The following is a 26,543-nucleotide window of genomic DNA, read 5'->3' on the forward strand; positions in this document are numbered from 1 at the left end:
TGCAGGCGCCGGCAGCGCCCGGAACCTGTCTCAGCGTGGCCGCGACAGCGGCAGGGCCAGCGCCAGCCAGACCGCCCAGCAGGCAAAAGCGACCCGCTGCGCCAGTGGTGCCGGCAGTACGCCCTGCAGGGCGAAGGCGGCCAGCGCCGCCAGCACGCCGCAGGCAACCGCCACCCCGCCCAACGCGCGGCCGTGCGTCTGGCGCAGCTGGGAGATGCCCAGCAACAGGGTGCCGGCGACGAAGCCCAGCACCCAGACCATCCAGGCGCTGGCGTGCAGCTGGCTGGCCGGCCCGTGCAGATCGTCCACGTCCAGCGGCAGCAGGCCCATCGCGACGAAGGCCAGCCCGGCCAGCAGCAGCATCTGGCTGCCGACCCGCGGCGCCCAACCGGCCGTGGCCGGCAGGCGCCGGCGCAGGCACTCAGCCACCACCACCGCCAGCAGGCCCGGCAGCACGAGGCCCAACAGGCTGAAGGCCAGCGCGTGCGGCACGCCCTGCGCCCCCAGCAACGCCACCGGGTGGCGTGCCTGCGCGTAGCCGTCCAGGCCGGCGCCGAAGCCCAGCACCGCCACTACGAACAACAGCGCGGCAGCCAGACCGGACAGGCGCAGCAACGGTGACAGGGGCGACATGCAGGCTCCGGGAACGACGTTTATGGGAAAGCCGCATTGTCAGGTATTTGCCGCAACCCGGGTTGAGACCGGCATCGATCGTCACCATAGAATCGGTCTCCAGACGCCAAACGATGCCTCCCCCATGACCGAGACGACCTACGTATTCGACGCCACCACTGCGACTTTCGAGGCCGAAGTCCTGCAGAAGTCGCTGCAGACCCCGGTGCTGGTGGACTTCTGGGCGACCTGGTGCGGGCCGTGCAAGACCCTGGGGCCGATGCTGGAAAAGCTGGCCGCTGAGTACAACGGCGCCTTCGAGCTGGCCAAGGTCGATGTCGACGCCGAACAGCAGATCGCCGCCGCTTTCCAGATCCGCTCGGTGCCCACCGTGTTCCTGGTCAAGGGCGGCCAACTGGTGGATGGCTTCCCCGGCGCCATTCCCGAAGGCCAGCTGCGTGAGTTCCTGGCCCAGCACGGCGTGGTGCCGGCCGACGTTGGCAACACCATCACCGAGGACGAAGCGCCGCTGGACCCGCAGGCACAGGTGGACGTGCTGCGTGCGCAGATCGCCGCCGAGCCGGACAAGGACGAGCTGAGGTTGGACCTGGCCCTGGCCCTGCTGCAGATCGGCGGCGTGGACGAAGCCGCCACGCTGATCGATGGCCTGCCGGCCAACCTGGCCACCGACGACCGCGCCGTGCGTGGCCGCGCCCGCCTGGCCTTCGCCGCTGCGCTGAAGGATGCCCCGGCCGCCGAAGTGCTCGAAGCGCGTATCGCCGCCGACGGCAAGGACCTCAAGGCCCGCCACCTGCGTGGTGTGCAGCTGCTGCTTGGTGGCCACGACGAGGCCGCGCTGGAACAGTTCCTGGAAATGCTGCGGATCGATCGCAGTTTCGAGGAAGGGCTGCCGCGCAAAGCGCTGATCGACGCCTTCAATGTGATCTCCGACGAGGACCTGGTCGGGCGGTACCGGCGCCGGATGGCGTCCCTGCTGTTCTGAACGGGAGCCCGCTTCGTTCAGAATCCCTGCACTGAACGCGGGCAATAATGCGCGGGATGGCGGCCGTACGGTCGCCACGATCCGTTCGGGGGGATGAGGTCGGGGCCATGGGGTCTTGCAGCTGCGCCCCCGCATTGCCGGGATTGCCAACTGTGACCTTCGTCCGCTCGCTGTCGTTTGCCATGCGCTTCCAGGGTGCGCTGCTCTGCGCCCTCCTCCTGCTGCCGGCCATGGCCGCAGCCCAGGACTGGAACTACCGGGTCCGCCCCGGCGATACCCTGTGGGACCTGGGTGGCGTGTACCTGAAGCCTTCGGTGCGCTGGCAGCAGCTGCAGCAGCACAACCGCATCGACAACCCCTACCAGCTGCCGCCCGGCCAGCTGCTGCGTTTCCCGATCAGCTGGCTGCGCACCGAACCGGCGCCGGCCCGCGTGCTGTCGGTGCGAGGCAAGGTCGAGCTGTCCGGCGCCGATGGCAGGGCTACACGCGCCATTCTGGCTGGCGAGCAGCTGCACATCGGTGACACCATCGAGACCGAAGGCGATTCCAGCGTCACCCTCGAATTCGCCGACGCCTCGCGCCTGCAGTTGCGCGAATATTCCCGCCTGCGCCTGGATCAGCTCAGCCGCTACGGCCACACCGGCATGGTCGATACCCGCCTGCGCCTGCAACAGGGCCGTGCCAGCAACCGCGTGACGCCGGCCCGCGGCCCTGCATCGCGATACATCATTGACGCACCCACCGCTACCAGCAGCGTGCGCGGCACTGTGTTCCGGGTCAGTGCCGGCGACACCCACCATGTTGCCGCCACTGAAGTCCTGCAGGGCAAGGTACAGGTCGGCAACAACCATGGCCGGCAGCTGGTCAAGCCCGGCCAGGCCAGCCGCAGCAGCAGCGCCAACAGCGCGCCCGATGCGGTCTCCGCCCTGCTGCCGGCGCCGCAGCTGCGCAATGACGAGCTGCGCCTGGCGCCGCTGCCGACCCGGCTGGCCTGGGAGCCGGTCGACGGCGCCGCGCAGTACCGCATTGAAGTGGTGCAGGCGGCGACACCGGAGATCCTGCTGTTCGCCGCCACCACCACCGACACCCGCCTGTCGATCGGCGACCTGCCACCTGGCCAGCTGCGCATCCTGCTGCGCGCCGTCGATGCCCAGGGCGTGGAAGGCCTCGATGCCAGTGCCGACTTCGAACTCAGCGACCAGCCGCCACCGCCGTTGACGGTCGCACCGCTGCACGGCCAGACGATCAACAGTGACCGCCCGCGTTTCCGCTGGAGCCAGGCCCCCGGCGCACACAGCAGCGTGCTGCAGATCGCCGCCGAACCGACCTTCCAGCAGCCGTTGCAGGAACAGACCACTCAGAGCACCGACCTGCGCCTGGCACAGCCACTGCCGCCGGGCCAGTACTTCTGGCGGGTGGCTTCGCGCGATGGCAACGAGCACCAGGGCCGCTACGGCCAGGCACTGCCGCTGCAACTGAGCAATGAACCGGTCGACCCCGCCCTGCAACCACCCGAAGCCGCGCATGGTGAGCTGACCCTGCGCTGGCAGGCCGGTAGCGAGGGCCAGCGCTACCGGGTGCAGGTGGATCGCCATGGCGACTTCAAGGCGCCGCTCGTCGACGAAACCGTGACCGAGCCGCAGGTCAGCTTCAAGCGGCCGTGGAGCGGCACCCTGCACGTGCGCGTGCAGTACATCGACGACGACGGCCACGCTGGCGAGTATTCCCCTGCCCAGCAGATCAAGCTGCCCTGCCGCCTGTGCTACGGCGCCGGTGGTGGCGCCCTGCTGCTGTGGTTGTTGTTGTGAGGCGGTCGCCGCTTCCATGGTCGAAGCGGATCGTGCTGGCACTGCTGGCAGGGATACTGACGATCGTGGCCAGCCATGGCCAATGGTTGTGGCGGCAGGACGAAGCCGCCTACGACGCGATGGTCGGCAACTGGGACTATCGCCCTGATCCCAGCGTGCTGATCGTGGCCATCGACGAGGGCAGCCTGCAGCGCATCGGCCAGTGGCCGTGGCCGCGCTCGATCCACGCACGGTTGCTAGATCGCCTGACCGATGCCGGTGCCGAGCGCGTGGCGCTGGACCTGATGCTGTCCGAACCTGACCGCCGCGACAGCCGCCAGGATGAACAGCTGGCGGCGGCCATCCGGCGCAACGGCCGGGTGGTGCTGCCGGTCCTGGCGGCGCCCGCAGCCGGCGATCGCATGGCCGAGGAAATGCTGCCGATTCCACGGATCGCAGCCAGCGCGGCGGCGATCGGCCATACCGACGTCGAAGTGGATGGCGATGGCGTTGCCCGCGGCGTGTACCTGCACGCAGGCATCGGCCGTGCGCACTGGCCTGCACTCGGGCTGGCCCTGGCCGATCTGCCGCCAGGCGCAGTACGTGGGCTGCCCGATCCGGATCCGGGCGTGAACTCGCCCTACCAATGGCGGCGCGACGACTACGTGCGGGTGCGCTATGCCGGCCCGCCCGAACGCCTGCCCCAGGTTTCCTACGCCGACGTGCTCGATGGCCACGTGGACATGGCCATGCTGCACGGCCGTCGCATCGTGGTGGGCATGACCGCCAGCGGCGTCGCGCCGCGGCTGCTGACCCCGACCACCCGCGAATTCTGGATGAGTGGCAGCGAGTACCAGGCCAACATCGCTTCGATGCTGCTGCAGCACAAGCAGATCGACCTGCTGCCCCGCCTCTGGCAGCACGCCATCAGCGGCGTGCTGGTGGCACTGTGCGTGCTCCTGCTCGGCCTGCGCCTGCCGTGGCTGGCCGCGCTGTGCTCGCTGCCGCTGGCGCCGCTGCTGAGCTGGCTGCTGCTGCGCGCCTGCGACCTATGGTGGGCCCCGGCCAGCGCCATGCTGGGCATTACCCTGGTGCTGCTGGCCTGGGCGACCTGGCGGATTTCGGCCTGGCACCGCCAGGCCAACCGCGATGCGCTGACCGGCCTCGGCAACCGCCTGCGCTTCGAGCAGTCGCTGCAGCAGGAATGCGATGCCGCGCGGCGCAGTGGCAAGCCTCTGAGCCTGGCGCTGATCGACGTCGACCATTTCAAGCGCCACAACGACCGCCACGGCCATCAGGTCGGCGACCGCGTGCTGCGCGATGTCGCGCGCCTGATCGGTGCGCATGCACGGCGCCCGCGCGACATGGCCGCACGCTATGGCGGCGACGAATTCGCGCTGGTGCTGCCGGATACGCCAGCCGAAGGCGCGCGCCTGGTGATCGAAGACCTGATCGCCTGCGTGCGGGCGTTGCCGGCGCCCGGTGAAAGCAGCGACGCCGACGCCGGCGTCACCCTCACCATCGGCGTGTTCACCCGCGTGCCGGACGGCGAACTGCAACCGCACGACTTCGTCGAAGGTGCCGATACCGCCCTGTACCAGGCCAAGGCCAACGGCCGCGACGGTTATGTGATCGACAGTGCGTCCTGAACACCGGCCCGGGCTACAACATACGCATGCGAATGGTTAAACTGTAAACCTCGCCCCGCGCCCCCCGGACCCGCATGAACGCCCGCCTGTTCCGCTTCGGCATCAACCTCTGGCCGCCGTTCCTGTTCACCGGCATCCACGTCACCCGGGTCTCGCCGGACTACCGGCAGATCGACGTCGAACTGCGCATGCGGCCCTGGAACCGCAACTACGTCGGCACGCATTTCGGCGGCAGCCTGTTTGCGATGACCGATCCGTTCTGGATGCTTGGCCTGCTGCACATCCTCGGCCGCGACTACTACGTGTGGGACCGCGCCGGTGCGATCGATTTCCTCAAGCCCGGCCGCGGCACCGTACGTACGTCGTTCCGCATCGATGACGCACTGCTGGACGAACTGCGCGCCGAAGCGGCCAACGGCGACAAAGTGCTGCGCTGGTTCAGCAACGACGTGGTCGATGAAAGCGGCGAAGTGGTCGCACAGGTGCGCAAGCAGGTCTACCTGCGGCTGAAACCACACGCACGCTGATCGGCAGCATCGGCGCTATTCTCTGCCTCCCCGCCATGGAGGCTCCGATGCGCCCGTTCGCCCTTGCTGCACTGCTGACCCCACTATCCTTCGCCGCCCACGCACTGGATGTGCCACCGGTGCAGTACCCGATGCTGCCGGCGCAGGCGGCCGATGCGGCCGACTTCGTGCCCAAGGGCTGGACGCTGGAAACCCGACTGGAAGGTGACCTCGACCAGGATGGTCGCGCCGACCTGGTGCTGGTGTTGCGCCAGCAGGATCCGCGCAACGTCATCGAGCACGATGGCTTCGGTCCCTCTCCGTATGACAGCAATCCGCGCATCCTCGCCATCGCCTGGTCGCGCCCGTCCGGCTACGTGCTCGCGGCGCAGGACCACAGGCTGATTCCGCGCCCGGAAAGTCCCGTGCTCAGCGATCCGCTCGAAGACGGCGGGGTCAGCATCCAGCGCGGCACGCTGAGGGTGGCGTTGTTTTCGTTCGCCAGCGCAGGCAGCTGGTCGATGGGCACGACCGCGTTCACCTTCCGCTGGCAGAACGGCGCCTTCGCCCTCATCGGCTATGACCGCGATTCGGTGATGCGCAACTCCGGGCAGACCGAGTCGTTGAGCGTCAACTTTTCCACCGGCAAGGTGAAACAGGTTGAAGGCAGCATCGAGACCGATACCGACAGTGTGCGCTGGAAACCGCTGCGCAGCAGCCGGCGCTGGACGCTTGAAACGGTCGGCGATGGCTGGGGATTCGATCCGTTGGCCGGCGGCGGCTGAGCCGTCCCTCAGTCGCGTGCGGCGGCTGAAGGCGCACCTGCGCTCAGTGGTACCGACAGCCAGGCGCTTTCATCATTGCTGCGCGGCGGCGAACGGCGAGGCACCTGCAGGCGGCTGCCATCGGCCGACAGCTGCGGCACGCGCACCGGCGAGCGGAACTGCGCGGGCAACCGCTGCAGCGCCTCCGTCGGGTCTTCTGCCTGCTGCCGCAGCCAGCGCTGCGCCCCCAGCAGGCGCAGCATCGCCGCAGCATCCTGGGTCCGGGACGAATACGCGGGATAGACCGGCGCCGCAATGTCGGTCAATACGCACCCCATGACGTTGGACAGGCAACCGAAATCCCGCTGCGGCGGCGCCTGCACCGGCAACGGTCGATCTGCTTCCAGCGCCGCCTTGGCGGTGGCGCCACAGGCCCAGCCGAGATTGCCGGCCACGCGTGCCAAGGTGCTGCTGCGGTCCAGCACCAGTACGCCGCCGAATTCGCTCGCCGAGGTTTCAATCGCTGCCCGGCTCATTGCGTACTCACCCTGCATCGCGCGGCACAGGCTCTGTTCGTCGGCCAGCATCGGCTGCATCGCCTGCTCGCACTCGACCGGCAAGGGATGGTCGGGGGGCAGTTCTGCCAGCATGTCGGCCAGCAGCTGGGCGTTGGCCTGGACCAGGTTGGCACCGATGATGCTTTCGACCAGGTAACTGCCCCCGGGTACCAGCCGACGGCCCAGCTGCAGGCCACGGCAACTGCCGCGCAACGCACCCTCGACGTCGCCCTGCACATAGGCCAGCGCGCGGGCGCTGGTGGCGTCCACCACCAGGCCATAGGTCGGCAACGGGACGAGAATGCCCTCGCCCTTCGGCAGGAACGGCGACACGAAGTGGTCCGCTTCAGCCAGTTGGTCCAAGCGTGTGTGCAACTGCTGGTGCCCGGCATGGGCGTCCACGAAGCGTTGCGGATCGGCGCGCACCTGGGCCAGGCAGTCCCTGGCGGTCGGCCCGCAACTGGCACCCGGCCGTGAGTGCAGCTCGGCGTGGCTGGCCGCCAGATGGGTCTGGCCAACGCCGCCGCCCCTCGGGTCGGCCGCCCAGCGCCGCGCGTCCTCGGCCAGCGCCTGCTCGCGCTGGCGGGCATCCAGCCCGTCAAACGGAAGCGTCCACAGCAGCGCATAGCCATTGCGCCCGGCCGCTGGCAGGCGTGCCTCCAGTCGATGCTGCGCCTGCACCCTCGATTCGGGCACGGGCCACATGCGCGAGGCGCACCACACCACGATCGCCAGCACCAGCAGGCCACCCAGGGTCCAGCCCAGTCCGCGCAGAATCTTCAACACAGCTTCCCTTCCATGTGCCGTTGCCGCAGTTGATCGCCCAGCGTAATCGACCGGCAGTGACCGCTACAATGCGCGCATGTCGCTCGAAGCCCCCGCCCTGGTCCCCCGCCCCTCCCTGCAGCGCCTGTTCCTGACCGGCCTGCTGACCCTGCTGCCGATCTGGCTGACCTGGGTCGTGGTCAAATTCGTGTTCGTGCTGCTGTCGGGCATTTCCAGCCCGCTGGTAGTGCCGTTGTCCGAGCAGATCGCGACAAACTTCCCGCATTACCTCGGCTGGGTCCGTGCCGAGTGGATCCAGGACACCATCGCCCTGCTCGCCACCCTGCTGGTGATCCTGGCGGTGGGCGTGGCCAGCCGCCGCGTGCTCGGCCAGCGCCTGCTGCGCTGGGTCGGCGCGGTCATCAAGCGCATTCCACTGGCCAGCATCATCTACGACAGCGCCAAGAAGCTGCTGGACATGCTGCAGACCGAGCCGGGCAGCACCCAGCGCGTGGTGCTGATCGACTTCCCGCACCGCGACATGAAGTCGGTCGGCCTGGTGACCCGGGTCATCAAGGAACACGGCACCGATCGTGAGCTGGCCGCGGTGTATGTGCCGACCACGCCGAACCCGACCTCGGGCTATCTGGAGATCGTGCCGGTCGAGCTGCTGACCCCCACCGACTGGACCGTGGACCAGGCGATGAGCTTCATCATCTCCGGCGGCGCGGTTGCCCCGCCCACCGTGCCGTTCACCCGTGCCGGCGATCGCGCCGAATGACCGCGGCGCCGATCGAGCGCCCGCTGCAGGACCGTGCGGTCCTGCTGTTCATCGTGCTGGCCGCGTTCTTCTGCGGCAACGCGGTGCTGGCCGAGCTGATCGGGGTGAAGATCTTCGCCCTCGAAGACACGCTCGGCATCGATCCGCTGAACTGGAACCTGTTCGGCCAGACCGGCTCGCTCAGCTTCACCGCAGGCACTCTGTTGTGGCCGGTGGTGTTCATCATGACCGACACCATCAACGAGTTCTTCGGCAAGCGCGGCGTGCGCTTCATCTCGTGGCTGGCGGTGGTGCTGATCGGCTACGGTTTCCTGTTCGCCTTCGCAGCGATCTCGCTGGCACCGGCCAGCTGGTGGGTCACGTCGATGAACGGCCACGGCGTGCCCGACTACCAGGCTGCATTCGCGGCGGTGTTCGGCCAGGGCATGTGGACCATTGCCGGTTCGCTGGTGGCGTTCCTGCTTGGCCAGCTGATCGATGTGGCGGTGTTCCACCGCATCCGCCAGGCCACCGGCGAGCGCCATGTGTGGCTGCGTGCGACCGGCTCGACCGCAATCTCGCAGGTGGTGGACAGCTTCGTGGTGATCTGGATCGCCTTCGTGCTCGGCCCGCAGCACTGGCCGACCTCGTTATTCCTGGCGGTCAGCAGTGTCAACTACGTCTACAAGATGGGCTTTGCAATCGCGCTGATTCCCTTGCTGTACCTGATGCGGCGCGCGATCACCCGCTACCTGGGCAGCGAACGTGCCGCCGCATTGCGTGCCGCCGCCGCGGCTGACTGAAGCCCCAGCGCCGGCAAGCTGACTGCGCCTTCACGCTGGCCGTACGCGGTCGGATCGTGCAAGCTCCACGGTCTGTGTTCCACGGAAGCTTCTTGATGCCGCATCCCACCCGCGTCCTGGCCGCCGCCATCGCCGCGTTGTTCCTGTTCAGTGCCGTTCCGTCGGCCGAAGCAGCGAAGAAGAAGGCCAGCCGTCCTGCCGCCGCGCAGACCCGCCAGGCCGCCAAGCCCAAGGCCAGGCCCACCCGCGCCACCGCGCCGGCCCGTGGCAGTTCGGCGCGTCGCGCTGCGGCACGTCCGGTCGCACCGGCCCGCGCCGTGCCCAAGCAGGTGCAGCTGGAGCGCCTTTACGACGAATACTGGGATGCCTCGATGCGGTTGAATCCGCTGCAGGCCACCTTCCAGGGCGAAACCCGCTACAACGACCAGCTGCCCAACATCCTGTCCCCCACCTGGCGCCAGCAGTCGCACGACTTCACTACCGAATGGCTGGGCAAGGTCGAGAAACTGGGCAATGACGGCCTGCAGGGCCAGGACCTGCTCAGCTACGAGATCTTCGTGCGCGATGCGCGCGCCTCGCTGGCCGCCGAGCGTTACCCGAGCTGGATGATGCCGATCAGCCAGTACTACAACGTCGGCAGCATCATGGCGATCCTCGGTTCCGGTGCCGGCGCACAGCCGTTCAATACCGTGCAGGACTACGACACCTGGTCGCGCCGCTCGCTGGGCATTCCCGAGCTGTTCGACCAGGCCATCGACAACATGCGGCAGGGCGTGAAAGCCGGTGTTGTGCAGCCGCGCGACCTGATGGAGAAGGTTATCCCGCAGTTGGATGCAGTGATCAAGCCGACCGCTGAGGAGAGCATCTTCTGGTCGCCGATCCGCACCATGCCGAACACCATCGCGGCCGAGGACAAGGCGCGTATCAGTGCCGAGTACAAGCGCATGATCGAACTGCGCATCATGCCGGCCTACCGTGCCCTGCGCGGCTTCATCGCCACCGAATACCTGCCGGCCACCCGCGCCAGCAGCGGGCTGGGCGCACTGCCCGATGGCCAGGCCTGGTATGCCAACCTGATCGTGCAGACCACCGCCAGCGACCAGACCGCCACGCAGCTGCATGCACTGGGCGAACAGCGCGTGCAGGAGCTGCAGGCACAGATCGCCACGGTGATGAAGGACGCCAAGCTGCGCGGCACGCCGTCCAAGCTGCTGCGCAGCATGCGCAACGACCGCCAGTTCCAGTACGGCGACGCCAATGCGTTGATCAACCGCTACCGCCAGGTGCAGCAGCAGGTCAACGCGCGCCTGCCGCAGGTGCTGGATACCCTGCCCAAGTCCACGCTGGAAATACGCGCGGTGGAGCCCGAGCGTGCACTCACCTCCGCTGCGGCGGCCTACCAGCCGTCGCCGGCCGGGCAGCCGGGCCTGCTGTACGTCAACACCCGCGACCTGCCCAGCCGCAAGCGCTGGAGCGTGCCGGTGCAGTACCTGCATGAAGCCATTCCCGGCCACCACGTACAGCTGGGCCTGCAGCAGGAACTGGCCAAGCTGCCGCGCTTCCGCCGCCTGGGCGGCGACCTTGCCTTCGTCGAAGGCTGGGGCCTGTACGCGGAAACCCTGGGCGAGGATCTCGGCATCTACACCGACCCTTATGACCGCATCGGTTATCTGTACTCGCGCCTGCTGCGCGCCGCGCGCGTGGTGGCCGACACCGGCGTGAACGCGCAGGGTTGGAGCAAGCAACAGGCCGTGGCCTATCTGCAGAAGACCGTGGACATTAGCAGCGATGATGCCAACGCCGAAGTCGAGCGGATCATGGCCCAGCCTGGCCAGGCGCTGTCCAACGTGGCCGGCCTGACCACCATCGTGGCCCTGCGCGACAAGGCCAAGGCACGGCAGGGCGCAGCCTTCGACCTGCGACGCTTCCACGCCGAACTGCTGAAGGACGGCTCGATGCCATTGGACGTACTGAGCCGCAAGATGGAACGCTGGATGGCGCAGCCGGCCAGCACCACGCCCACGCCTTCGCCCTGAGTCCGGAGCCGCCATGCGCCCTGCCGTCGTCCTGTTCGCCGCCGTGCTGGGCCTGCTGCCTCTGGCGGGCGCCGCCGCACCGGTGCTGACCCCACCGGATACGGGCATCGACGGCCTGATGCAGGCCTACGACGGCCAGGTGCCCGGCGCCGCCGTGCTGGTGCTGCACGACGGCAAACCGGTGTTCCGCCGCGGCTATGGTCTGGCGGTGGTGGAAGACCGCACCGCAGTCACTCCGGCCAGCAACTTCCGGCTGGCCTCGGTCAGCAAGCAGTTCACCGCCGCCGCGGTGCTGCTGCTGGTGGAGGATGGCCGGCTGGGGCTCGACCAGCCTGCCCGGTGTTGGCTGCCGGAGCTGCCCCCGGTGGCGGCGGACATCACGATCCGCCAACTGCTCTCGCACACCAGTGGTCTGCTCGATTACGAAGACCTGATGGACCCGGCCGACACCCGCCAGGTGCACGATGCCGATGTACTGGCCCTGCTGTCGCGCGCGGACCGCTTGAACTTCGCACCCGGCACGCAATACCGCTACAGCAACAGCGGCTACGCGCTGCTGGCGCTGATCGTCGGCCGCGCCTCCGGCCAGGATTTCGCGGGCTTCCTGCAGCAGCGGATCTTCCGCCCGCTGGGCATGGCCCATACCGTGGCCCACCAGGACGGCGTCGATGTGGTGGCGCAGCGTGCCTACGGCTACAGCGAGATGGACGGCCACTGGCAGCGCGCCGACCAGAGCACCACCAGCGCCGTGCTGGGTGATGGCGGCATCTATTCCTCGCTGGACGACCTCGCCCGCTGGGATGCCGCGCTGTATGACGACCGCCTGCTGTCGAAGGACTCGCGCCGCGCGATGTTCAGCCCGGCCACGTCGACGCCCGAAGCCGACGTGCCGCACTACGGCTTCGGCTGGCGCCTGAACGGGCCGGTGCAGTGGCACAGCGGCGAGAGCATCGGTTTCCGCAACGTGATCGTGCGCCATCCAGAAAAGCACCTGACCGTGATCGTGCTGAGCAACCGCAACGACCCCGAACCCTATCCGCTGGCGCAGCAGATTGCCCAGCGCTGGCTGGACACCCTGCAATGAGCGATGACGCCTGCGCCCTGCTGGGCATCCACCACGCCGCACTGATCTGCAGCGACTACGCGCGCTCGAAAGACTTCTACGTGCGCATCCTCGGCCTGCAGGTGCTGGCCGAAAACCACCGTCCCGCGCGCGACTCCTGGAAGCTGGACCTGGCACTGCCCGACGGCAGCCAGCTGGAACTGTTCTCCTTCCCCTCGCCCCCGCCGCGCCCCAGCCGGCCCGAAGCCCAGGGCCTGCGCCACCTCGCATTCCGCGTCGCCATGCTGGAACCCTTCATCCAGCGCCTGGCCGCGCATGGCATAGCCTGCGAACCGATCCGCGTGGACGAATACACCGGCCGCCGGTTCACCTTCTTCGCCGACCCCGACGACCTGCCATTGGAGTTGTACGAAATCGGTTGAGCCGGTGCCTCGGGGTCAGATCCCTTTTCCATCGGAAAAGGGATCTGACCCCGTCATCGAAGCACCGGTAACGCCAGCCGGTACCCACAGATCGCTGAGAACTGTCGAAGGCGGGGTGGGTCCGGTTGCGGGGGTGTCCGCGGCATGGATGCCGCGGCCAAGCCCCCAGGGACGGGTTTACGGCGTCCCCCGCAACCGGACCCACCCCGCCATCCCACGGAATGCACGCTGTTGCTTCGGCTGTTGCTTCTGAGGTTGCCGGCCAGCGGCCGGCACTACCGCGGGTGCAGGGCGCAGCCCGGCCGAAGCCCCCTTCCCCATACCCCGCCGAATGGGTATACAGTCGACCCATACCGGCACCGTGCCGGAATGAACCCTGGGAGGGGACCATGCGCAAGACCTTCAAGACCCTGCTGCTGGCGCTGCCACTGTGCCTGGCCGCGCTCTCGGCGCAGGCCGCCGACAGCGCTGCCGGCCGCTGGAAGACCATCGACGACAAGACCGGCAAGGTGAAGTCGATCGTCGAGATCACCCAGGCCGCCAATGGCACGCTGACCGGCAAGGTGGTCGACATCCTGCACTCGGACAAGGGGCCGAACCCGGTCTGCGACGGCTGTGAAGGTGCCAACAAGAACAAGCCGGTGAAGGGCATGACCATCCTCTGGAACCTGAAGGCCGACGGCGCCAACAAGTGGTCCGGCGGCACCATCCTCGACCCGGCCAACGGCAAGACTTACAAGTCGAAGATGGAACTGCAAACCGGCGGCACCAAGCTGGACGTAGCCGGCTGCATCGCCTTCATCTGCCGTACCCAGACCTGGGTGCGCGAGTAAACGGCGCGGCCCGCGCAGAACCCCCGTGACCCGGCCCCGGCCGGGTCACCTCGTTGCGGGCGTGCGATACTCTGCGGTTCCCCTCGGATTCCACCCCGCGACCATGACCCGTACCGCGCTCGTCACCACCGCCCTGCCCTACGCCAACGGCCCGCTGCACCTGGGCCACCTGGTCGGCTACATCCAGGCCGACATCTGGGTGCGTGCGCGGCGAATGAGCGGCGGCAAGGCCTGGTTCGTCTGCGCCGACGACACCCACGGCACGCCGATCATGCTGGCCGCGGAAAAGGCCGGGGTCACGCCGGAAACCTTCATCGCCAACATCCAGGCCAGTCACGAACGTGACTTCGCCGCCTTCGGCGTGGCCTTCGACCACTACGACTCGACCAATTCGGCAGCCAACAAGGCGCTGACCGAGCAGTTCTACCTGAAGCTGGAAGCGGCCGGACACATCAGCCGCCGTTCGGTGGCGCAGTTCTACGACCCCGCCAAGGGCATGTTCCTGCCCGACCGCTACGTCAAGGGCATCTGCCCGAACTGCGGCAGCGCCGACCAGTACGGCGACAACTGCGAAGTCTGTGGCGCCACCTATGCGCCGACCGACCTGAAGGAGCCGCGCTCGGTCGTCTCCGGCGCCACGCCGGAAATGCGCGATTCGGAGCATTTCTTCTTCGAGGTCGGCCACTTCGATGGCTTCCTGCGCGACTGGCTGGCCGGCGATGTCGCCCTGCCGGGCGTGAAGGCCAAGTTGGGTGAGTGGCTCAATGCCGAAGGTGGCCTGCGCGCCTGGGACATCTCGCGCGATGCACCCTACTTCGGCTTCGAGATTCCCGGCCAGCCGGGCAAGTACTTCTACGTCTGGCTGGACGCGCCGATCGGCTACCTGTCCAGCTTCCAGACCCTGTGCAGCAGGATCGGCGAAGACTTCGAGGCGCACCTGCGCGCCGGCACCAGCACCGAGCTGCACCACTTCCTCGGCAAGGACATCGTCAACTTCCACGGCCTGTTCTGGCCGGCGGTGCTGCATGGCACCGGCCACCGCGCACCGACCCGCCTGCACGTCAACGGCTACCTGACCGTGGACGGTGCCAAGATGAGCAAATCGCGCGGCACCTTCGTGATGGCGCGTACGTTCCTCGATGCCGGCCTGGAACCGGAAGCGCTGCGTTATTACTTCGCGGCGAAGTCTGGTGGCGGCGTCGACGACCTCGACCTGAACCTGGGTGACTTCATCGCGCGCGTCAATGCGGATCTGGTCGGCAAGTTCGTCAACCTCGCCAGCCGCTGTGCCGGTTTCATCAGCAAGCGCTTCGACGGCCTGCTGGCTGCGCAGCTGCCCGACGCGGCCCAGTACCAGCGCTTCGTCGATGGCCTGGCACCGATCCGAGAAGCCTACGAGCGCAACGACCCGGCCGCCGCCATCCGCCTGACCATGACCCTGGCCGATGAAGCCAACCGCTACATCGATGATGTGAAGCCATGGGTGATCGCCAAGCAGGAAGGCGCCGACGCGCAGCTGCAGGCCGTGTGCAGCCAGGGCCTGAACCTGTTCCGCGTGCTGGTCACCGCACTGAAGCCGGTGCTCCCCGCCACCGCCGCACAGGCCGAAGCCTTCCTGGCCGCACCGGTGAACGACTGGACCGAACTGGCGCAGCCGCTGCTGGGCCATCGCATCACCGATTACACCCCGCTGTTCACCCGTATCGACCCGAAGAAGATTGACGCCATGATCGACGCCTCCAAGGACACCCTGCAGACCACCGCCGCTGCAGCCCCCACCGCCAAGAACGAAGCTGCCAAGCCCGCCGCGCCGGCCGCCGCCAAAACCGAAGCGAACAACGCCGATGCACCGGCCACGATCGGCATCGATGACTTCGCCAAGCTCGATCTGCGCATCGGCAAGGTGCTGGTGTGCGAGTTCGTGGAAGGCTCGGACAAGCTGCTGCGCTTCGAACTGGACGCGGGCGAACTGGGCAAGCGCCAGATCTTCTCCGGCATCCGCGGCAGCTATGGCGAGCCGGAAAAGCTGGTCGGCCGCAGCGTGGTGTTCATCGCCAACCTGGCCCCGCGCAAGATGCGCTTCGGCCTGAGCGAAGGCATGATCCTGTCGGCCGGTTTCGACGGCGGCGCGCTGGCGCTGCTGGACGCCGACAGCGGCGCACAGCCGGGCATGCCGGTCCGCTGATGCCTGCAGCGGGCGTGGCCACCGCCGCGCCCGCCGGCAGCACCGGCCACCGGAAGCAACGCGATGGGAGGCAACGGAATGGAACTGGCGCTGTTCGACTTCGACCACACCGTGACCACCTGCGATACCTATGGCCGCTTCCTGCGCCGCGTCGCCACGGCCGAACAGCTGGCACAGGCATGGTGGAAGATCGGCCCGTGGCTGGCTGCGTACAAGCTGAAGCTGATCTCGGCAGAACGCATCCGCGCACGCGTCACCCGCCTGGCCTTCAGCGACCGCCACAGCGATGACATCACTACGCTAGCAGCCGGTTTCTCGCGTGATGTGCTGCCCGACGTGGTGCGGCCTGAGATGCTGGAGCAGATCCGCTGGCACAAGGAACAGCAGCACACGGTGGTGATCGTGTCCGGTTCGCTGGACCTGTACCTGAAGCCGTGGTGCGAGCAGTTGGGCCTGCAGTTGATCTGCAACCGGCTGGAAAGCCAGGACGGCCGCCTGACCGGCCGTTATGCGGGCGGCGACTGTGGCCCGCGCAAGGTCGAGCATATCCGCCGCCAGTTCGATCTGTCGCGTTACGTGCGCATCCACGCCTACGGCGACAGTTCCGAAGACAAACCGATGCTGGCGCTGGCGCACGAGCGCTGGTTCCGTGGCAAACCCCTGAAGTAACCCCAACGCGCAGCCTTCGCCACGCATGAGCCTGATCCCGCCCCTGACCGAACGCCTGGACCGCTTGCTGCCGCAGACCCAATGCGGGCAATGCGGCTACGACGGCTGTCGCCCGTATGCGCAGGCAATGGCTCGTGGCGAAGCGAACGTGGACCGCTGCCCACCCGGTGGCGACGCAGGCGCACGGGCGTTGGCACAGGTGCTGGGCGTGCCTGCGGTTGCGTTCGACCGCGCGCGCGGCGAACACAAGGCGCCGCAGGTGGCATTGATCGTGGAAGCCGACTGCATCGGCTGCACCAAGTGCATCCAGGCCTGTCCGGTGGATGCCATTGTCGGCGGTGCCAAGTACATGCACACGGTGATCGCCGATCTGTGCACCGGCTGTGAGCTGTGCATCCCGCCGTGTCCGGTGGACTGCATCGAGATGGTGCCAACGTAGCCACCAGACCAACCGGCAGTGGAGCGGCGGGGTAGAGTCGACTGTCAGTCGACTGCTCGTCGTTCCGGCGGCGCAAAACCCCGCGCTGCGCGCGATAGTCGACTAACAGTCGACTCTACCCTCCGCTGGTGGGACCTGACCTTGCCTGCCGTTACGGCACCGCCGCCGTCACCACGATTTCAACCTTCCACTCGGCGTGGGCCAGCTTGGCTTCGAACGTTGCGCGGGCCGGGGTCGCGCCCTCGACCACCCACTCGTCCCACGCCTTGTTCATGCCATCGAAATCGGCGATGTCGGCGAGGAAGACTTCCGCACGCAGCACGTGCTGGCGATCACTGGCCACCAGCGCCAGCAGCTTGTCGATCTCGGCCAGCACCTGCCGGGTCTGTCCGGTGATGTCCTGGCTGGTGTCTTCGGGAATCTGGCCTGAGAGATAGGCGACCTTGTTGTACACGGTCATTTCGGACATGCGCGGTCCGACGTCGTAACGCTCCATCATGGGCGTGGCTCCTGCGGGTGATCAGGCCTGCATTGTCCTCCAAACCGACCAACGGTGGGTGCATGGACGCCCTGTACGCAATGCCACTACCGGCCTCCGACAGTTCTGCTGGTCAAATGCCCGCGACAGGCGCACGATGCGCCACGCCCGCGTTGACACCGCCCTCGCCCCTGCTGCCGCACCCTTGCGCCGATGACCGCCCCCTCCGATTCCATCGCTCCCCCTTCCACGCCCACCTGGAAGCGGGTCGCCACCATCGTCATCCCGCTGCTGATCCTGGCACTGGCCCTGCATGGCCTGGCCGGTGAATTCGACGAGCATGGCTACCGTGCCATCCGCCAGGCCTTCCGCCAGCTCAGCGGCACCCAGATCGCGCTTACCGTGGTACTCGGCCTGGCCAGCTATGCCTGCCTGATCGGCTTCGACGCCATCGGTCTGCGCCGCAGCGGCATCCGCGTGCATCCAGCGCGCATCGGCATCACCGCTTTCCTCGCGCATACCCTCGGCCAGACCGTGGGCTTTGCCGCGCTGACCGGCGGCGCGGTACGCCTGCGCGGCTACCGCAGCGCCGGCCTCGACCTGGCGCAGATCGGGCAGGTGGTGCTGATGAGCACGCTCGGTTTCGTGTTCGGTGCGTGGCTGTTGATCAGCGTGGCGCTGTGCATGGAGCCGGCAGCCGCGGCATTGGCTTTGCCGTTGAATCCAGACGCGGTGCGCGTGGTCGGCGTGGCCACCCTGCTCGCATTTGTGGGCACCGTGCTGCTGGTCGGCCGCGAGGGACGGCAGTTCAGCGTGTTCGGCCATGCACTGTGGTTGCCCGACCGCCGCACCATGCTGGGTGTCACCGTACTCAGCGTCATCGAGCTGGTGCTGGCCAGTGCTGCGTTCTATGTGCTGCTGCCCGACTCCACGCCCACCGGCCTGCCCGGCTTCGTCGGCCTGTACCTGGTGGCGGTGCTGGCCGGCCTGGTCTCGACCGTGCCGGCGGGCCTGGGCGTGTTCGAGTGGAGCCTGCTGAAGCTGCTGCCGCAGGTAGCCCCGGCAGCGGTGCTGGCCGCAGCGCTGATCTACCGCGTCACCTACTACGTGCTGCCGCTGCTGCTGGCCACCCTGCTTGCCCTTGCGCCCGCGCTGCGGCAACCACTGCAGGCCAGTGCCGGAGCAACCCGTGCCGGCTGGAACGCGCTGCGCCCGTGGCTGCCGCAGATCATCGCGCTGGCCGTGTTCAGCATCGGCGCCGCGCTGGTCATCGATGGCACGCTGCCAACGCCACGCCGCCATCTGGTCGGCGCTTCGCTGCCGATCCTGGAAACCTCGCACCTGATCGGCAGTCTCAGCGGTGTCGCCCTGCTGCTGATCGGACAGGGTCTGGCGAGGCGCAGCCATGCCGCGTGGATGCTGGCGATGGCGGTGTGCGTGATCACCCCGCTGCCGTTGTGGCTGCGCGGTGGCCAACTGCTGATCGCCGTTTCTGCGCTGCTGGTGGCGATGGCGCTGTGGGCCGCACGCCGCGAGTTCTACCGCCAGGGTGCACTGCTCGATGAAGCCTGGTCATGGCCATGGCTGCGCAACCTCGGCCTGGTGCTGGTGGCGGTCACCTGGCTGCTGTTCTTCACCTACAGCCACGTCGAGTACCAGAACGAGCTGTGGTGGCAGTTCGCGGTGTCGGGCAATGCACCGCGCGCACTGCGTGCGTTGCTGGTGGTCGCGATCGCGCTGGTGATGTTCGGCCTGGCGCGATTGCTGCACAGCACGCGCAGCCCACTGCGACCCGCCGACGAGGCTACGTTGCAGTCACTGGCACCCGTGCTGGCTGGCGCCACTGATACCCAGGCCTGCCTGGTGCTGACTGCCGACAAGGCAGTGCTGCGCGATGAGGCCAAGCAAGGCTTTGTGATGATGCAGCGCTATGGCGGTTCGCTGATCGCCATGGGCGATCCGGTCGGTCCACCGGATGTGGCGCGCGCCTTGATCTGGCGCTTCCGCGAGGAAGCCGACCGGCTCGGGCTGCGGCCGGTGTTCTACCAAGTCGGTGAAACCTATTGGCAGACCTATCTCGACCTCGGCCTGGGCCTGCTCAAGCTGGGCGAAGAAGCGATGGTACCGCTGCATGATTTCGGGCTGGAGGGACGCGAGCGTGCCGACCTGCGCCAGGCCTGGAACCGCGGCAAGCGCAGCGGCCTGTCCTTCCGCGTGGCATCGGTGGAAGAGATCCCAAGCCTGCTGCCGCGCCTGCACGCGATCTCCAACGCATGGCTGGAAGACAAGGCCGGCGACGAGAAGGGCTTCTCGCTCGGCAGTTACGACCCGGATTACCTGGTGCGCTTCCCGGTGGCACTGGTCGAGGCCGAGGGCCAGATCGTGGCGTTCGCCAACCTGTGGCAGGCACCGGCCGGTGCCGAGCTGTCGGTGGACCTGATGCGCCACGTCAACGAGGCTCCGAAGGGCACGATGGACTTCCTCTTCATCGAGCTGTTCCTGTGGGGCCGCGCACAGGGCTATGCGCGTTTCTCGCTGGGCATGGCGCCGTTGTCCGGGCTGGCCCAGCATCGACTGGCCGGGCGCTGGAACCGGCTGGCCGGCCTGCTGGCACGGCACGGCGAGCGCTTCTACGGGTTCAGTGGCCTGCGCCGCTTCAAGTCCAAGTTCGACCCGCAATGGCGGCCGCGTTATCTGGCCGCCCCCGGTGGCATGCACCTGCCGGCCGCGCTGCTCGATGCCACGCGGCTGATCTCGCTGGATCCGCGGCGGAATTGAGCGCACCGGTGCCGCCGGGCATGGCCCGGCGCTACCAGGTCAACGGCACACCCTGGCATCGTCACCAGGCCGATGCAGCACGCGGGTAGCGCCGGGCCATGCCCGGCGGATTGCCGCAGGTCATGCGCCGCCCTTGAGAATCACTTCGGCGAGGCGGTCATAATCGCCACCGAAATGGTGATCGCCGGGCAGCTTCACTTTCTTCACGCCGTCATTGGCCGGCAGATCCGGGCACAGCGCATCTTCGTCCTTGTCGCCATACACGCACATGGTCTTTGCTGCCGGCAGCCTGGCCACTTCCGGTGCGATCGGCAGGCCGTCGCCACCTCCGCCCAGCCAGTTGCTGACGTGGAATTCGAAGTCGGCCTTCTTTCCTACCGACAGCAGCACGATACGATCCAGTGAGTCGCGCGTACCGGCATCGAGCTGGTTGATGGTGGCCGGCAGTACATCGGCGCCCTGCGAGAAGCCGATCAGCATCACCTTGCTGCGATGCCACTGGGTGCGGTAGTGGTCGATGATCTTCTGCAGGTCACCGGCAAAGCCCTTCGGCGTGCGCTCGCTCCAGAAGTAGCGCAGCGAATCAATGCCGACCACTGCCACGCCCTGCTCGTTGAGCGCAGACGCCACGTCCTTGTCCAGGCCGGCCCAACCGCCGTCACCGGAGACGAACACTGCCAGCGTGTCACCGTTGCCGGAGGCCGGCACTTCCACCACCGGCAGCCCCTTCAGCACGGCTGGTGGCGGGGCCAGGCTGATGCCCGCCTGTGCGCCGATCACCCGCGCCGCAGCCACCAGCCCGGGTGATGCATCACCACGCGTGGTGCGCTTGAACTCGCGCGCCATCGCGACCTGCTGCACGAACGCGCTGGCCTGGCCGACCTTGCAGCCGCGGTCACCGGCCGCGCTCAGCCACGGGAAATTCAGTTCGGCCGGTTGCAGCGCGTTGTGCTTGACCCCATCGCCGCAGACCATGCGCTGATGGTTGTGGCCGGGGCAGAAGCCGGTGGTCAGCAGGCCGGCGAACACCTGGGTGTCGGCCTGGGCCGCCAGCGTGTAGGCCATCTCGGCACCTTCGCCATCACCGCCGACCAGCGGCAGGTGGTAGCCGGGCAGATGCAGGGAGGCCTGCAGCCAGCGCGAGAAATTCTCCACGTCGCCGGAGCCGAACGAACAGGTCGGATCACCTTCGCGCTTGAGCACCCCGCGCAGGTGCGCGATGTCCACCGCCGCGACCAGCGCGCCGTCTGCCCGCAGGGCCTCGATCGGCAGGCGGCTGGTGTCGCCACCGGCGGCGGGCTCATGGAACCAGATCACCACACGCTGCGGCGTGCCGGCCGGCATGTGCACCGGGATCTGCTCGAAGCGCCCATGACTGAACTGCTGTGTGGTGACCGCCGCTGTCGCCGGCAGTGCAGCCAGCGCCAGTACCACTCCCATTGCCCTGCCCAGCCCTGCATGCTTCATGTCGCAACCCCGGTGGAATGCGCACACGATACGCCGCTGCCACGTGCACGGCATGTACCGGCGCAGTCCGTTGGGGATTCAGTCGGCTGCGGCCTGGCGGCTGCGGCGGTACAGCGCCAGGGCCAGGTACAGCAGCCAGCCCACGATCACCGCGATCACCACCTTCTGCCCCAGCCCGCGCGGCGGCCCGGCGCGCCACAGCACATGCAGCCACAGCAGCACGAAAGCCAGCCACGCCCAGCCCCAGAGCAGGCCGGCAGCGGTCTTCCAGCCCGGTTCGCGGCGCAGGTACCAGGCCTGCAGCAGCATGCCGACGCTGGCACACAGGAACGCGGTGTTGGCCGCCAGCCCATGGATGAACGGTGCCAGCAGCGGTGTTGCCTCGGGCAACCAGCTGTCGCCGATGGCGACCGTGGCCAGGCCCAGCGCCGACACCGTGAACAACAACGGCGCCGCCGAACTGCGTCGTGGGCCGACGCTGCCGCGATACAGCGCGATGCCCAGCACGGCGATCGCCAACGCCAGCAGGCAGTACGCACTCCGCAGCAGCAGCCCCCACGGTCCGTGCAGGTAGAGGCTGAGCGTTGCCCGCACCCAGTCCAGGTCGGTGCGTGCGAACTGGGTCCACAACGCTGTGGCCACGAACAGCAGCAATGCCACCATCGCCAGCAGCGCCGCAGGCCGCATGCGGCTCATGGCGTTGCCTCCGGATGCCGCGTCTTCCATTCGGCCAGCGCCTTGCGATAGCGCTGCAGCTCGTCGGCATACAGGTCGAGTACGCACAGCGGGCAGCCACTGCCACAGCATTCGTTGGGACCGGGCTCTTCCGGCGGCACGGGGCGGGGATCGGGATCAGGGACGGACACGGTGGCAAACGGCAATCGGTGGAAACAGGCCCCAGTGTAACGGGCCGGCTCAGGCGCCCAACTGGCGGCGCAGGTTTTCGCGAGCCGCGGCGTCCAGGCGCTGGTGGAAGAATTCGCCGAGGAAGATCCGCGGCGCGCGCAGCAGGCCCTGCAGGAATCGACGCCGGCCGGCACGATACAGGAAGCCCGGCACCACGCCCTTGTACTCCTCGGCCACACCGCGGTCGTAGGCCGTGAACACCGGTTCCGGCGCGGCCAGGATCGCCATGTCGCAGTCCAGGAACAAGGCCGCCTCGGCGTCGACATCGTCCGGCCCCAGCGCGCCATGGCGTGCGGTCAGCAGGATCAGCTGCTCCACCCGGGCGGCATCGACACCGGCCAGTTCCGGCGCCTGCGCGATGGCCTGCACCGCCAGCTGTGCCGAACGTGCCTCGTTGTCCTTGCGCCCGGCCTGGTAGACCGCATCGTGGTAGAGCACGGCCAGATAGACCTCGGCCGGTTGCTGCCAGCCCGGGCCCTCGGCTACCTCCTGGCAGTGCTGCAGCACCGCGCGCACATGGCCGAAGTGGTGGTAGGCCCGTGGCGGCGTTGCATAGCTGTCCTGCAGCGCCTGCCACTGCGCCGGTGCAAGCGTCAGCGGAGAGAAGTCCATGCCCGGATCATCATGCCTGGACCGACGCCGGGCAAGCTGGCGGTTTTTTCACCACACGCTCACGACGCTGGCCGGGCGCGGCCTGGAGGCGGTTGTCCACAGCTTTGTCGAGCGCTGGTCCACACCGCTTGTGGATGGATGGCGCTGCCGACCAACGGTGACGCCGACGCCCCCGTCGCAGGCCTACACTCGTCTCAGGCGGGAGCGCCCGCCGCTGCCGGGAGTCGTCATGTACCGTCCTGCCGCCCGCCTTCTCGCACTGGTCCTGGCCGTTTCCGTATCAGCACCTGCCCTTGCCCAAGGTCACGCCGGAACCGACGCACCGGGCAGCCCCCGCATCGCTTCCAGCACCAGCATTCCCTCGCCCGATCAGGTCTTCGCGATTCCCCCGGAAATGCGCGCGATGCTGCAGAAGCAGGTGATCGATCGCAGTTCTTCGCGCGAGCAACGCCTGCAGGCGCTGGTGGAGATGATCTTCGACCGCCAGGGCCTGGACCTGCAGTACGACGCCAACGCGACCTACACCGTGGATGAAGTCTGGCAGCAGCGCCGTGCCAACTGCCTGGCCTTCACCCTGATGTTCGTTGCGCTGGCACGCGAGGCCGGCATCCAGGCACGTGTGCAGGAAGTCGGCCAGGTGGTGTCCTGGTACCAGGACCAGGAAAACGGCGTGGTCTACAGCGTTGGTCATGTCAATGCAGGTGTCGAGATGTCCGGGCGCTACGGCACGGTCGACCTGGACCGCAATGTGCTTTACGACCGGCACGGTCCGCAGCCGGTCAGCAAAGCGCGTGCATTGGCGCACTTCTACAACAACCGGGGCGCAGAGCAGATGGCCGAAGGTGATCTCGCCGGGGCGCGAGCCTTCTTTGACGCCTCGGTGGCACAGGACCGCGCGTTTCCTTCGGTCTGGAACAATCTCGGCGTACTGGACAACCGCGAGGGTGATATCGACGCCGCGAAGCGGGCGCTGGACAAGGCCCTGCAACTGGACGGCCGCCAGGACGCCGCACTGAACAACGCCAGTGCGCTGTACCGCAGGCTGGGGCTGGTCGCGCAGGCCGAGGCGTTGGAACGACGGCTGAAGTCGGTGCAACGCGAGGACCCCTTCGCGCAGTACATGCTGGGCACGCAAGCCGAGCGTGCCGGAAAGCTGGAGGAGGCGATCCGCTATTACCGGCAGGCAGTACGCCTGTACGACACCGCGCACCAGTTCCACTTCGGGCTGGCGCGGGCGTACTTCCTGACCGGCCAGTTCAAGCGCGCGGACCGTGAACTGACCCGCGCACAACTGCTGGGCGGTGCGCCGGAACAGGCGCGTTACCAGGCCAAGCTGGACAGCCTGGCCCGTTGGCGCGCGCAGCAGCAGGCCCGGCGCTGAACGCCGGTCAGGCCTTCTTGAGGAAGCAGGTCTTCAGCACCAGGCCCTTGATCTTGTCCGAGTTGCCTTCGATGTGCTCGGCATCGTCCTCGACCAGGCGGATGTTGCGGATCACAGTGCCCTGCTTGAGCGGGATCGAGGAGCCCTTCACCTTCAGGTCCTTGATCACGGTGACGGTGTCGCCGGCCTGCAGGGTGTTGCCGTTGCTGTCACGCACGACCAGGGTCGAACCGGAACCTTCATCGGCGGTCCACTCGAAGCCACAGTCGGCGCAGATCCACAGCGCGCCATCGGCATAGGTGTTTTCCAGGGTGCACTGCGGGCAGGCGGGAACAGAAGACATCGGCAAGTACCTCGAAATGAATCAACAGCCGCCATTGTAACCGTCCGGCCCTTTTCCCCATTTCCACAGGTGGTGCGTGGGGGCGCCCCGGCCCTGTCCGGCCGGGGAAGACGCAGGAACTTGCAGTCGGCCGCGAACTGCAGCAGAGTGCGCGGCCCCTGATCGTCCCCGGAACTCCCCATGCGCCTCGGCATCGACTTCGGTACCAGCAACTCCGCCGCCGCCATCGTGCATGAGGGGAAACTGCTGCCGATCCGCTTCGGTGACGCCGAGCAGTTCCGCACCAGCGTGTACTTCCCCGGCGTGGTCCCCGACCCGGACGACTTCCAGCTCGACGACGGCCAGGAACACCAGCTGCAGCAGATGATCGACAGCGCCGCGCGCGCGGCCCGCGCCGCCGGCCAGGAACGCACGCCGCAGGCGCTGCGCCGGGAAGCCCTGCGCGCGTTGCGCCGCGAGTGGATGGAAGCCCGTGCCGGCCAGGAACGCAGTGCCAGCGACCTGCTGCAGAACGCGGTCTACGGCGATGAGGCACTGGAAGCGTACTTCGAGGAACACGAGGGCAACCTGGTGCAGAGCCCGAAGTCGATGCTCGGCTACAACCTGCACCCGCGCGCCAGGCAGACCATCACCGGCATCGCCGCGCATATCCTCGAACACATCCGCCTGACCGCCGGCGCCCAGCTCGGCCGTCCGCTGCGTGCCGCCCTGCTCGGCCGCCCGGTGCAGTTCCGCAGCTCGATCGGCGCTGCAGGCAACGACCAGGCGCTGGACATCCTGCGCGAGGCCGCCGCCCAGGCCGGCTTCGACCAGATCGATTTCCTTGAAGAACCCGCCGCTGCGGCCATGCATTACCACGCCGAAAGCCGCGAGCGGCATCAGGCCGTGATCGTCGACATCGGCGGCGGTACCACTGACATTGCACATGCCGAAGTCGGCGGCGACGACGCACCGCGCATCCACCGCGCCTGGGGTATCGCCCGCGGCGGTACCGACATCGACCTGGCGCTGAGCCTGTCCAGCTACATGCCGCTGTTCGGCCGCGGCATCACCCGCGTGCCCACCCACCACTACGTGGAGGCGGCCACCGTGCAGGACATGACCCGGCAGCGTGATTTCCGCCAGCACAGCTACGACCACGTTGACGCCCCCTGGGGTGCACGCCTGCAGGCCCTGCAGGACACCGGCAACACCGCGCGCCTGTACCGCGATGTCGAACGCGCCAAGATCGCCCTCAGCGCCGCCAGTGAACACCGCAGCACGCTGGATTACATCGCCCGCGACCTGCATGCCGACAGCAGCGCCGATGGCCTGGCCGCCGCCGCGCATGGCTACCTGGAGCAGATCCGGGAACTGCTGGCCCAGGTCCGCAATGACATTGGCGGCGACCCGGATGCGGTGTTCCTGACCGGCGGCATGTCCCGCGCCGGCTACCTCCGCAAGGCAGTGGCCGAGGCCTTCCCGGGTGCCGACATGGTCCATGGCGAGCCCTCGCTGGGCGTGGTCCAGGGCTTGGCGCTGGCGGCAGCCAGCCGGGATTAACAAAACGTTACGCGGTCTGCGCTACCCTTGGCCGGCTAGAAAACCGCTGCACCGTCCACTGGCCTCGCCGGTGTGTGTACCCATGGTGCAGCCTGGCCCGCCCAGCGGGTCTGGCGACCATGCCCTCTGGCTCGATCATGGTCCGCGGACTACCCGAGCCGCCATCGAGACCCGCTTTGGGCA

General features: G+C 67.9%; 25 protein-coding genes. 17 read left to right on the forward strand and 8 right to left on the reverse strand.

The genetic code is table 11. From position 1 onward, the window contains the following. Positions 1–30: 30 nt before the first annotated feature. Positions 31–633: a DUF998 domain-containing protein gene (locus AC3ITW_RS16065; RefSeq protein ID WP_489389719.1), complete on the reverse strand. Its 603-nt coding sequence runs from the start codon at positions 631–633 to the stop codon at positions 31–33. A 124-nt stretch (positions 634–757) separates the two neighbouring features. On the opposite strand from AC3ITW_RS16065, the gene trxA reads away from it, so the two are divergent. The 5 genes from trxA (at position 758) to AC3ITW_RS16090 (ending at position 6,342) form a co-directional block, all read left to right on the forward strand. Beyond that, positions 758–1,615, forward strand: coding sequence for a thioredoxin (gene trxA / locus AC3ITW_RS16070; protein WP_012511770.1), 858 nt, complete (start codon positions 758–760; stop codon positions 1,613–1,615). A 107-nt stretch (positions 1,616–1,722) separates the two neighbouring features. After that, positions 1,723–3,423 carry a FecR family protein gene (locus AC3ITW_RS16075; protein ID WP_100435077.1) on the forward strand — a complete coding sequence of 567 codons (1,701 nt, stop codon included), beginning with the start codon at positions 1,723–1,725 and terminating at the stop codon, positions 3,421–3,423. Then, the gene (locus tag AC3ITW_RS16080) at positions 3,420–5,051 is read left to right on the forward strand and encodes a CHASE2 domain-containing protein (RefSeq protein ID WP_032971966.1); all 1,632 of its coding nucleotides are present in this window, start codon (positions 3,420–3,422) and stop codon (positions 5,049–5,051) included. The genes AC3ITW_RS16075 and AC3ITW_RS16080 overlap by 4 nt, the downstream gene beginning before the upstream one ends. Positions 5,052–5,125: 74 nt before the next feature. Then, on the forward strand, positions 5,126–5,578 hold the full coding sequence (locus tag AC3ITW_RS16085) for a DUF4442 domain-containing protein (RefSeq protein ID WP_006382368.1): 453 nt from the start codon (positions 5,126–5,128) through the stop codon (positions 5,576–5,578). 47 nt (positions 5,579–5,625) lie between these two features. Beyond that, positions 5,626–6,342 (forward strand): hypothetical protein, encoded by a 717-nt coding sequence (locus tag AC3ITW_RS16090; protein ID WP_489389720.1) that lies wholly within the window; start codon positions 5,626–5,628, stop codon positions 6,340–6,342. Positions 6,343–6,350: 8 nt separating this feature from the next. On the opposite strand, the gene AC3ITW_RS16095 is transcribed toward AC3ITW_RS16090, so the two are convergent. Then, complete coding sequence (locus tag AC3ITW_RS16095; RefSeq protein ID WP_100435078.1) at positions 6,351–7,664, reverse strand: hypothetical protein; 1,314 nt, start codon at positions 7,662–7,664, stop codon at positions 6,351–6,353. Positions 7,665–7,740: 76 nt separating this feature from the next. Between AC3ITW_RS16095 and AC3ITW_RS16100 the strand changes: the two genes are divergently transcribed. From AC3ITW_RS16100 to rnfB, 9 genes are all read left to right on the forward strand, one after another. Continuing rightward, a complete protein-coding gene (locus AC3ITW_RS16100; RefSeq protein WP_006382401.1) occupies positions 7,741–8,424 on the forward strand; it encodes a DUF502 domain-containing protein in 684 nt (227 codons plus the stop codon). Then, complete coding sequence (locus AC3ITW_RS16105; protein ID WP_006382403.1) at positions 8,421–9,206, forward strand: queuosine precursor transporter; 786 nt, start codon at positions 8,421–8,423, stop codon at positions 9,204–9,206. Before AC3ITW_RS16100 ends, AC3ITW_RS16105 begins: the two co-directional genes overlap by 4 nt. Before the next feature lie 95 nt (positions 9,207–9,301). Beyond that, on the forward strand, positions 9,302–11,242 hold the full coding sequence (locus AC3ITW_RS16110) for a DUF885 domain-containing protein (RefSeq protein ID WP_489389721.1): 1,941 nt from the start codon (positions 9,302–9,304) through the stop codon (positions 11,240–11,242). 13 nt (positions 11,243–11,255) lie between these two features. Further along, on the forward strand, positions 11,256–12,326 hold the full coding sequence (locus AC3ITW_RS16115; RefSeq protein WP_489389722.1) for a serine hydrolase domain-containing protein: 1,071 nt from the start codon (positions 11,256–11,258) through the stop codon (positions 12,324–12,326). After that, positions 12,323–12,727 (forward strand): SMU1112c/YaeR family gloxylase I-like metalloprotein, encoded by a 405-nt coding sequence (gene gloA2 / locus AC3ITW_RS16120; RefSeq protein ID WP_012511778.1) that lies wholly within the window; start codon positions 12,323–12,325, stop codon positions 12,725–12,727. The genes AC3ITW_RS16115 and gloA2 overlap by 4 nt, the downstream gene beginning before the upstream one ends. Before the next feature lie 389 nt (positions 12,728–13,116). Continuing rightward, complete coding sequence (locus AC3ITW_RS16125) at positions 13,117–13,560, forward strand: DUF2147 domain-containing protein (RefSeq protein WP_032971981.1); 444 nt, start codon at positions 13,117–13,119, stop codon at positions 13,558–13,560. 103 nt (positions 13,561–13,663) lie between these two features. Continuing rightward, positions 13,664–15,745: a methionine--tRNA ligase gene (metG, locus tag AC3ITW_RS16130; RefSeq protein ID WP_012511780.1), complete on the forward strand. Its 2,082-nt coding sequence runs from the start codon at positions 13,664–13,666 to the stop codon at positions 15,743–15,745. Positions 15,746–15,823: 78 nt separating this feature from the next. After that, on the forward strand, positions 15,824–16,414 hold the full coding sequence (locus AC3ITW_RS16135; protein ID WP_006382522.1) for an HAD family hydrolase: 591 nt from the start codon (positions 15,824–15,826) through the stop codon (positions 16,412–16,414). A 25-nt stretch (positions 16,415–16,439) separates the two neighbouring features. Beyond that, positions 16,440–16,853 carry an Rnf electron transport complex subunit RnfB gene (gene rnfB / locus AC3ITW_RS16140; RefSeq protein ID WP_489389723.1) on the forward strand — a complete coding sequence of 138 codons (414 nt, stop codon included), beginning with the start codon at positions 16,440–16,442 and terminating at the stop codon, positions 16,851–16,853. A gap of 151 nt (positions 16,854–17,004) precedes the next feature. Here rnfB and AC3ITW_RS16145 read toward each other — a convergent pair whose 3' ends face one another. Beyond that, positions 17,005–17,352 (reverse strand): RidA family protein, encoded by a 348-nt coding sequence (locus AC3ITW_RS16145; protein ID WP_005418155.1) that lies wholly within the window; start codon positions 17,350–17,352, stop codon positions 17,005–17,007. A 192-nt stretch (positions 17,353–17,544) separates the two neighbouring features. Here AC3ITW_RS16145 and mprF point away from each other — a divergent pair, with 192 nt between their 5' ends. Further along, positions 17,545–20,109 carry a bifunctional lysylphosphatidylglycerol flippase/synthetase MprF gene (gene mprF / locus AC3ITW_RS16150; protein WP_489389724.1) on the forward strand — a complete coding sequence of 855 codons (2,565 nt, stop codon included), beginning with the start codon at positions 17,545–17,547 and terminating at the stop codon, positions 20,107–20,109. 120 nt (positions 20,110–20,229) lie between these two features. Here mprF and AC3ITW_RS16155 read toward each other — a convergent pair whose 3' ends face one another. The 4 genes from AC3ITW_RS16155 to AC3ITW_RS16170 form a co-directional block, all read right to left on the reverse strand. Next, the gene (locus tag AC3ITW_RS16155; RefSeq protein WP_006382568.1) at positions 20,230–21,576 is read right to left on the reverse strand and encodes a virulence factor family protein; all 1,347 of its coding nucleotides are present in this window, start codon (positions 21,574–21,576) and stop codon (positions 20,230–20,232) included. A gap of 78 nt (positions 21,577–21,654) precedes the next feature. Then, a complete protein-coding gene (locus AC3ITW_RS16160; protein WP_006382569.1) occupies positions 21,655–22,272 on the reverse strand; it encodes a DUF998 domain-containing protein in 618 nt (205 codons plus the stop codon). After that, entirely contained in the window at positions 22,269–22,442 is a 174-nt protein-coding gene (locus AC3ITW_RS16165; protein ID WP_032971996.1) for an oxidoreductase-like domain-containing protein, read from the reverse strand. Before AC3ITW_RS16165 ends, AC3ITW_RS16160 begins: the two co-directional genes overlap by 4 nt. 49 nt (positions 22,443–22,491) lie before the next feature. Then, on the reverse strand, positions 22,492–23,094 hold the full coding sequence (locus AC3ITW_RS16170) for an HD domain-containing protein (protein WP_489389725.1): 603 nt from the start codon (positions 23,092–23,094) through the stop codon (positions 22,492–22,494). 229 nt (positions 23,095–23,323) lie between these two features. Here AC3ITW_RS16170 and AC3ITW_RS16175 point away from each other — a divergent pair, with 229 nt between their 5' ends. Continuing rightward, positions 23,324–24,475, forward strand: a complete 1,152-nt coding sequence (locus AC3ITW_RS16175; RefSeq protein WP_006382571.1) for a transglutaminase-like domain-containing protein — start codon at positions 23,324–23,326, stop codon at positions 24,473–24,475. A 7-nt stretch (positions 24,476–24,482) separates the two neighbouring features. Here the strand turns inward: AC3ITW_RS16175 and AC3ITW_RS16180 are convergent, their stop codons facing one another. Next, positions 24,483–24,818 (reverse strand): zinc ribbon domain-containing protein YjdM, encoded by a 336-nt coding sequence (locus AC3ITW_RS16180; RefSeq protein ID WP_006382572.1) that lies wholly within the window; start codon positions 24,816–24,818, stop codon positions 24,483–24,485. Positions 24,819–24,998: 180 nt separating this feature from the next. Here AC3ITW_RS16180 and AC3ITW_RS16185 point away from each other — a divergent pair, with 180 nt between their 5' ends. Then, the gene (locus tag AC3ITW_RS16185; RefSeq protein ID WP_006382573.1) at positions 24,999–26,360 is read left to right on the forward strand and encodes an Hsp70 family protein; all 1,362 of its coding nucleotides are present in this window, start codon (positions 24,999–25,001) and stop codon (positions 26,358–26,360) included. Positions 26,361–26,543: the final 183 nt, after the last annotated feature.

It is taken from the genome of Stenotrophomonas sp. KH_052 (assembly GCF_057838755.1).

Coding starts and splice junctions, on each gene's coding strand:
- mprF (WP_489389724.1), top strand. CDS start 17,545: ATGACCGCCCCCTCCGATTCCATCGCTCCCCCTTCCACGCCCACCTGG.
- AC3ITW_RS16135 (WP_006382522.1), top strand. CDS start 15,824: ATGGAACTGGCGCTGTTCGACTTCGACCACACCGTGACCACCTGCGAT.
- AC3ITW_RS16185 (WP_006382573.1), top strand. CDS start 24,999: ATGCGCCTCGGCATCGACTTCGGTACCAGCAACTCCGCCGCCGCCATC.
- AC3ITW_RS16160 (WP_006382569.1), bottom strand. CDS start 22,272: ATGAGCCGCATGCGGCCTGCGGCGCTGCTGGCGATGGTGGCATTGCTG.
- AC3ITW_RS16100 (WP_006382401.1), top strand. CDS start 7,741: ATGTCGCTCGAAGCCCCCGCCCTGGTCCCCCGCCCCTCCCTGCAGCGC.
- AC3ITW_RS16175 (WP_006382571.1), top strand. CDS start 23,324: ATGTACCGTCCTGCCGCCCGCCTTCTCGCACTGGTCCTGGCCGTTTCC.
- AC3ITW_RS16075 (WP_100435077.1), top strand. CDS start 1,723: ATGGGGTCTTGCAGCTGCGCCCCCGCATTGCCGGGATTGCCAACTGTG.
- rnfB (WP_489389723.1), top strand. CDS start 16,440: ATGAGCCTGATCCCGCCCCTGACCGAACGCCTGGACCGCTTGCTGCCG.
- AC3ITW_RS16090 (WP_489389720.1), top strand. CDS start 5,626: ATGCGCCCGTTCGCCCTTGCTGCACTGCTGACCCCACTATCCTTCGCC.
- AC3ITW_RS16065 (WP_489389719.1), bottom strand. CDS start 633: ATGTCGCCCCTGTCACCGTTGCTGCGCCTGTCCGGTCTGGCTGCCGCG.
- gloA2 (WP_012511778.1), top strand. CDS start 12,323: ATGAGCGATGACGCCTGCGCCCTGCTGGGCATCCACCACGCCGCACTG.
- AC3ITW_RS16155 (WP_006382568.1), bottom strand. CDS start 21,576: ATGAAGCATGCAGGGCTGGGCAGGGCAATGGGAGTGGTACTGGCGCTG.
- trxA (WP_012511770.1), top strand. CDS start 758: ATGACCGAGACGACCTACGTATTCGACGCCACCACTGCGACTTTCGAG.
- AC3ITW_RS16125 (WP_032971981.1), top strand. CDS start 13,117: ATGCGCAAGACCTTCAAGACCCTGCTGCTGGCGCTGCCACTGTGCCTG.
- AC3ITW_RS16145 (WP_005418155.1), bottom strand. CDS start 17,352: ATGATGGAGCGTTACGACGTCGGACCGCGCATGTCCGAAATGACCGTG.
- AC3ITW_RS16180 (WP_006382572.1), bottom strand. CDS start 24,818: ATGTCTTCTGTTCCCGCCTGCCCGCAGTGCACCCTGGAAAACACCTAT.
- AC3ITW_RS16110 (WP_489389721.1), top strand. CDS start 9,302: ATGCCGCATCCCACCCGCGTCCTGGCCGCCGCCATCGCCGCGTTGTTC.
- AC3ITW_RS16115 (WP_489389722.1), top strand. CDS start 11,256: ATGCGCCCTGCCGTCGTCCTGTTCGCCGCCGTGCTGGGCCTGCTGCCT.
- AC3ITW_RS16170 (WP_489389725.1), bottom strand. CDS start 23,094: ATGGACTTCTCTCCGCTGACGCTTGCACCGGCGCAGTGGCAGGCGCTG.
- AC3ITW_RS16105 (WP_006382403.1), top strand. CDS start 8,421: ATGACCGCGGCGCCGATCGAGCGCCCGCTGCAGGACCGTGCGGTCCTG.
- AC3ITW_RS16085 (WP_006382368.1), top strand. CDS start 5,126: ATGAACGCCCGCCTGTTCCGCTTCGGCATCAACCTCTGGCCGCCGTTC.
- metG (WP_012511780.1), top strand. CDS start 13,664: ATGACCCGTACCGCGCTCGTCACCACCGCCCTGCCCTACGCCAACGGC.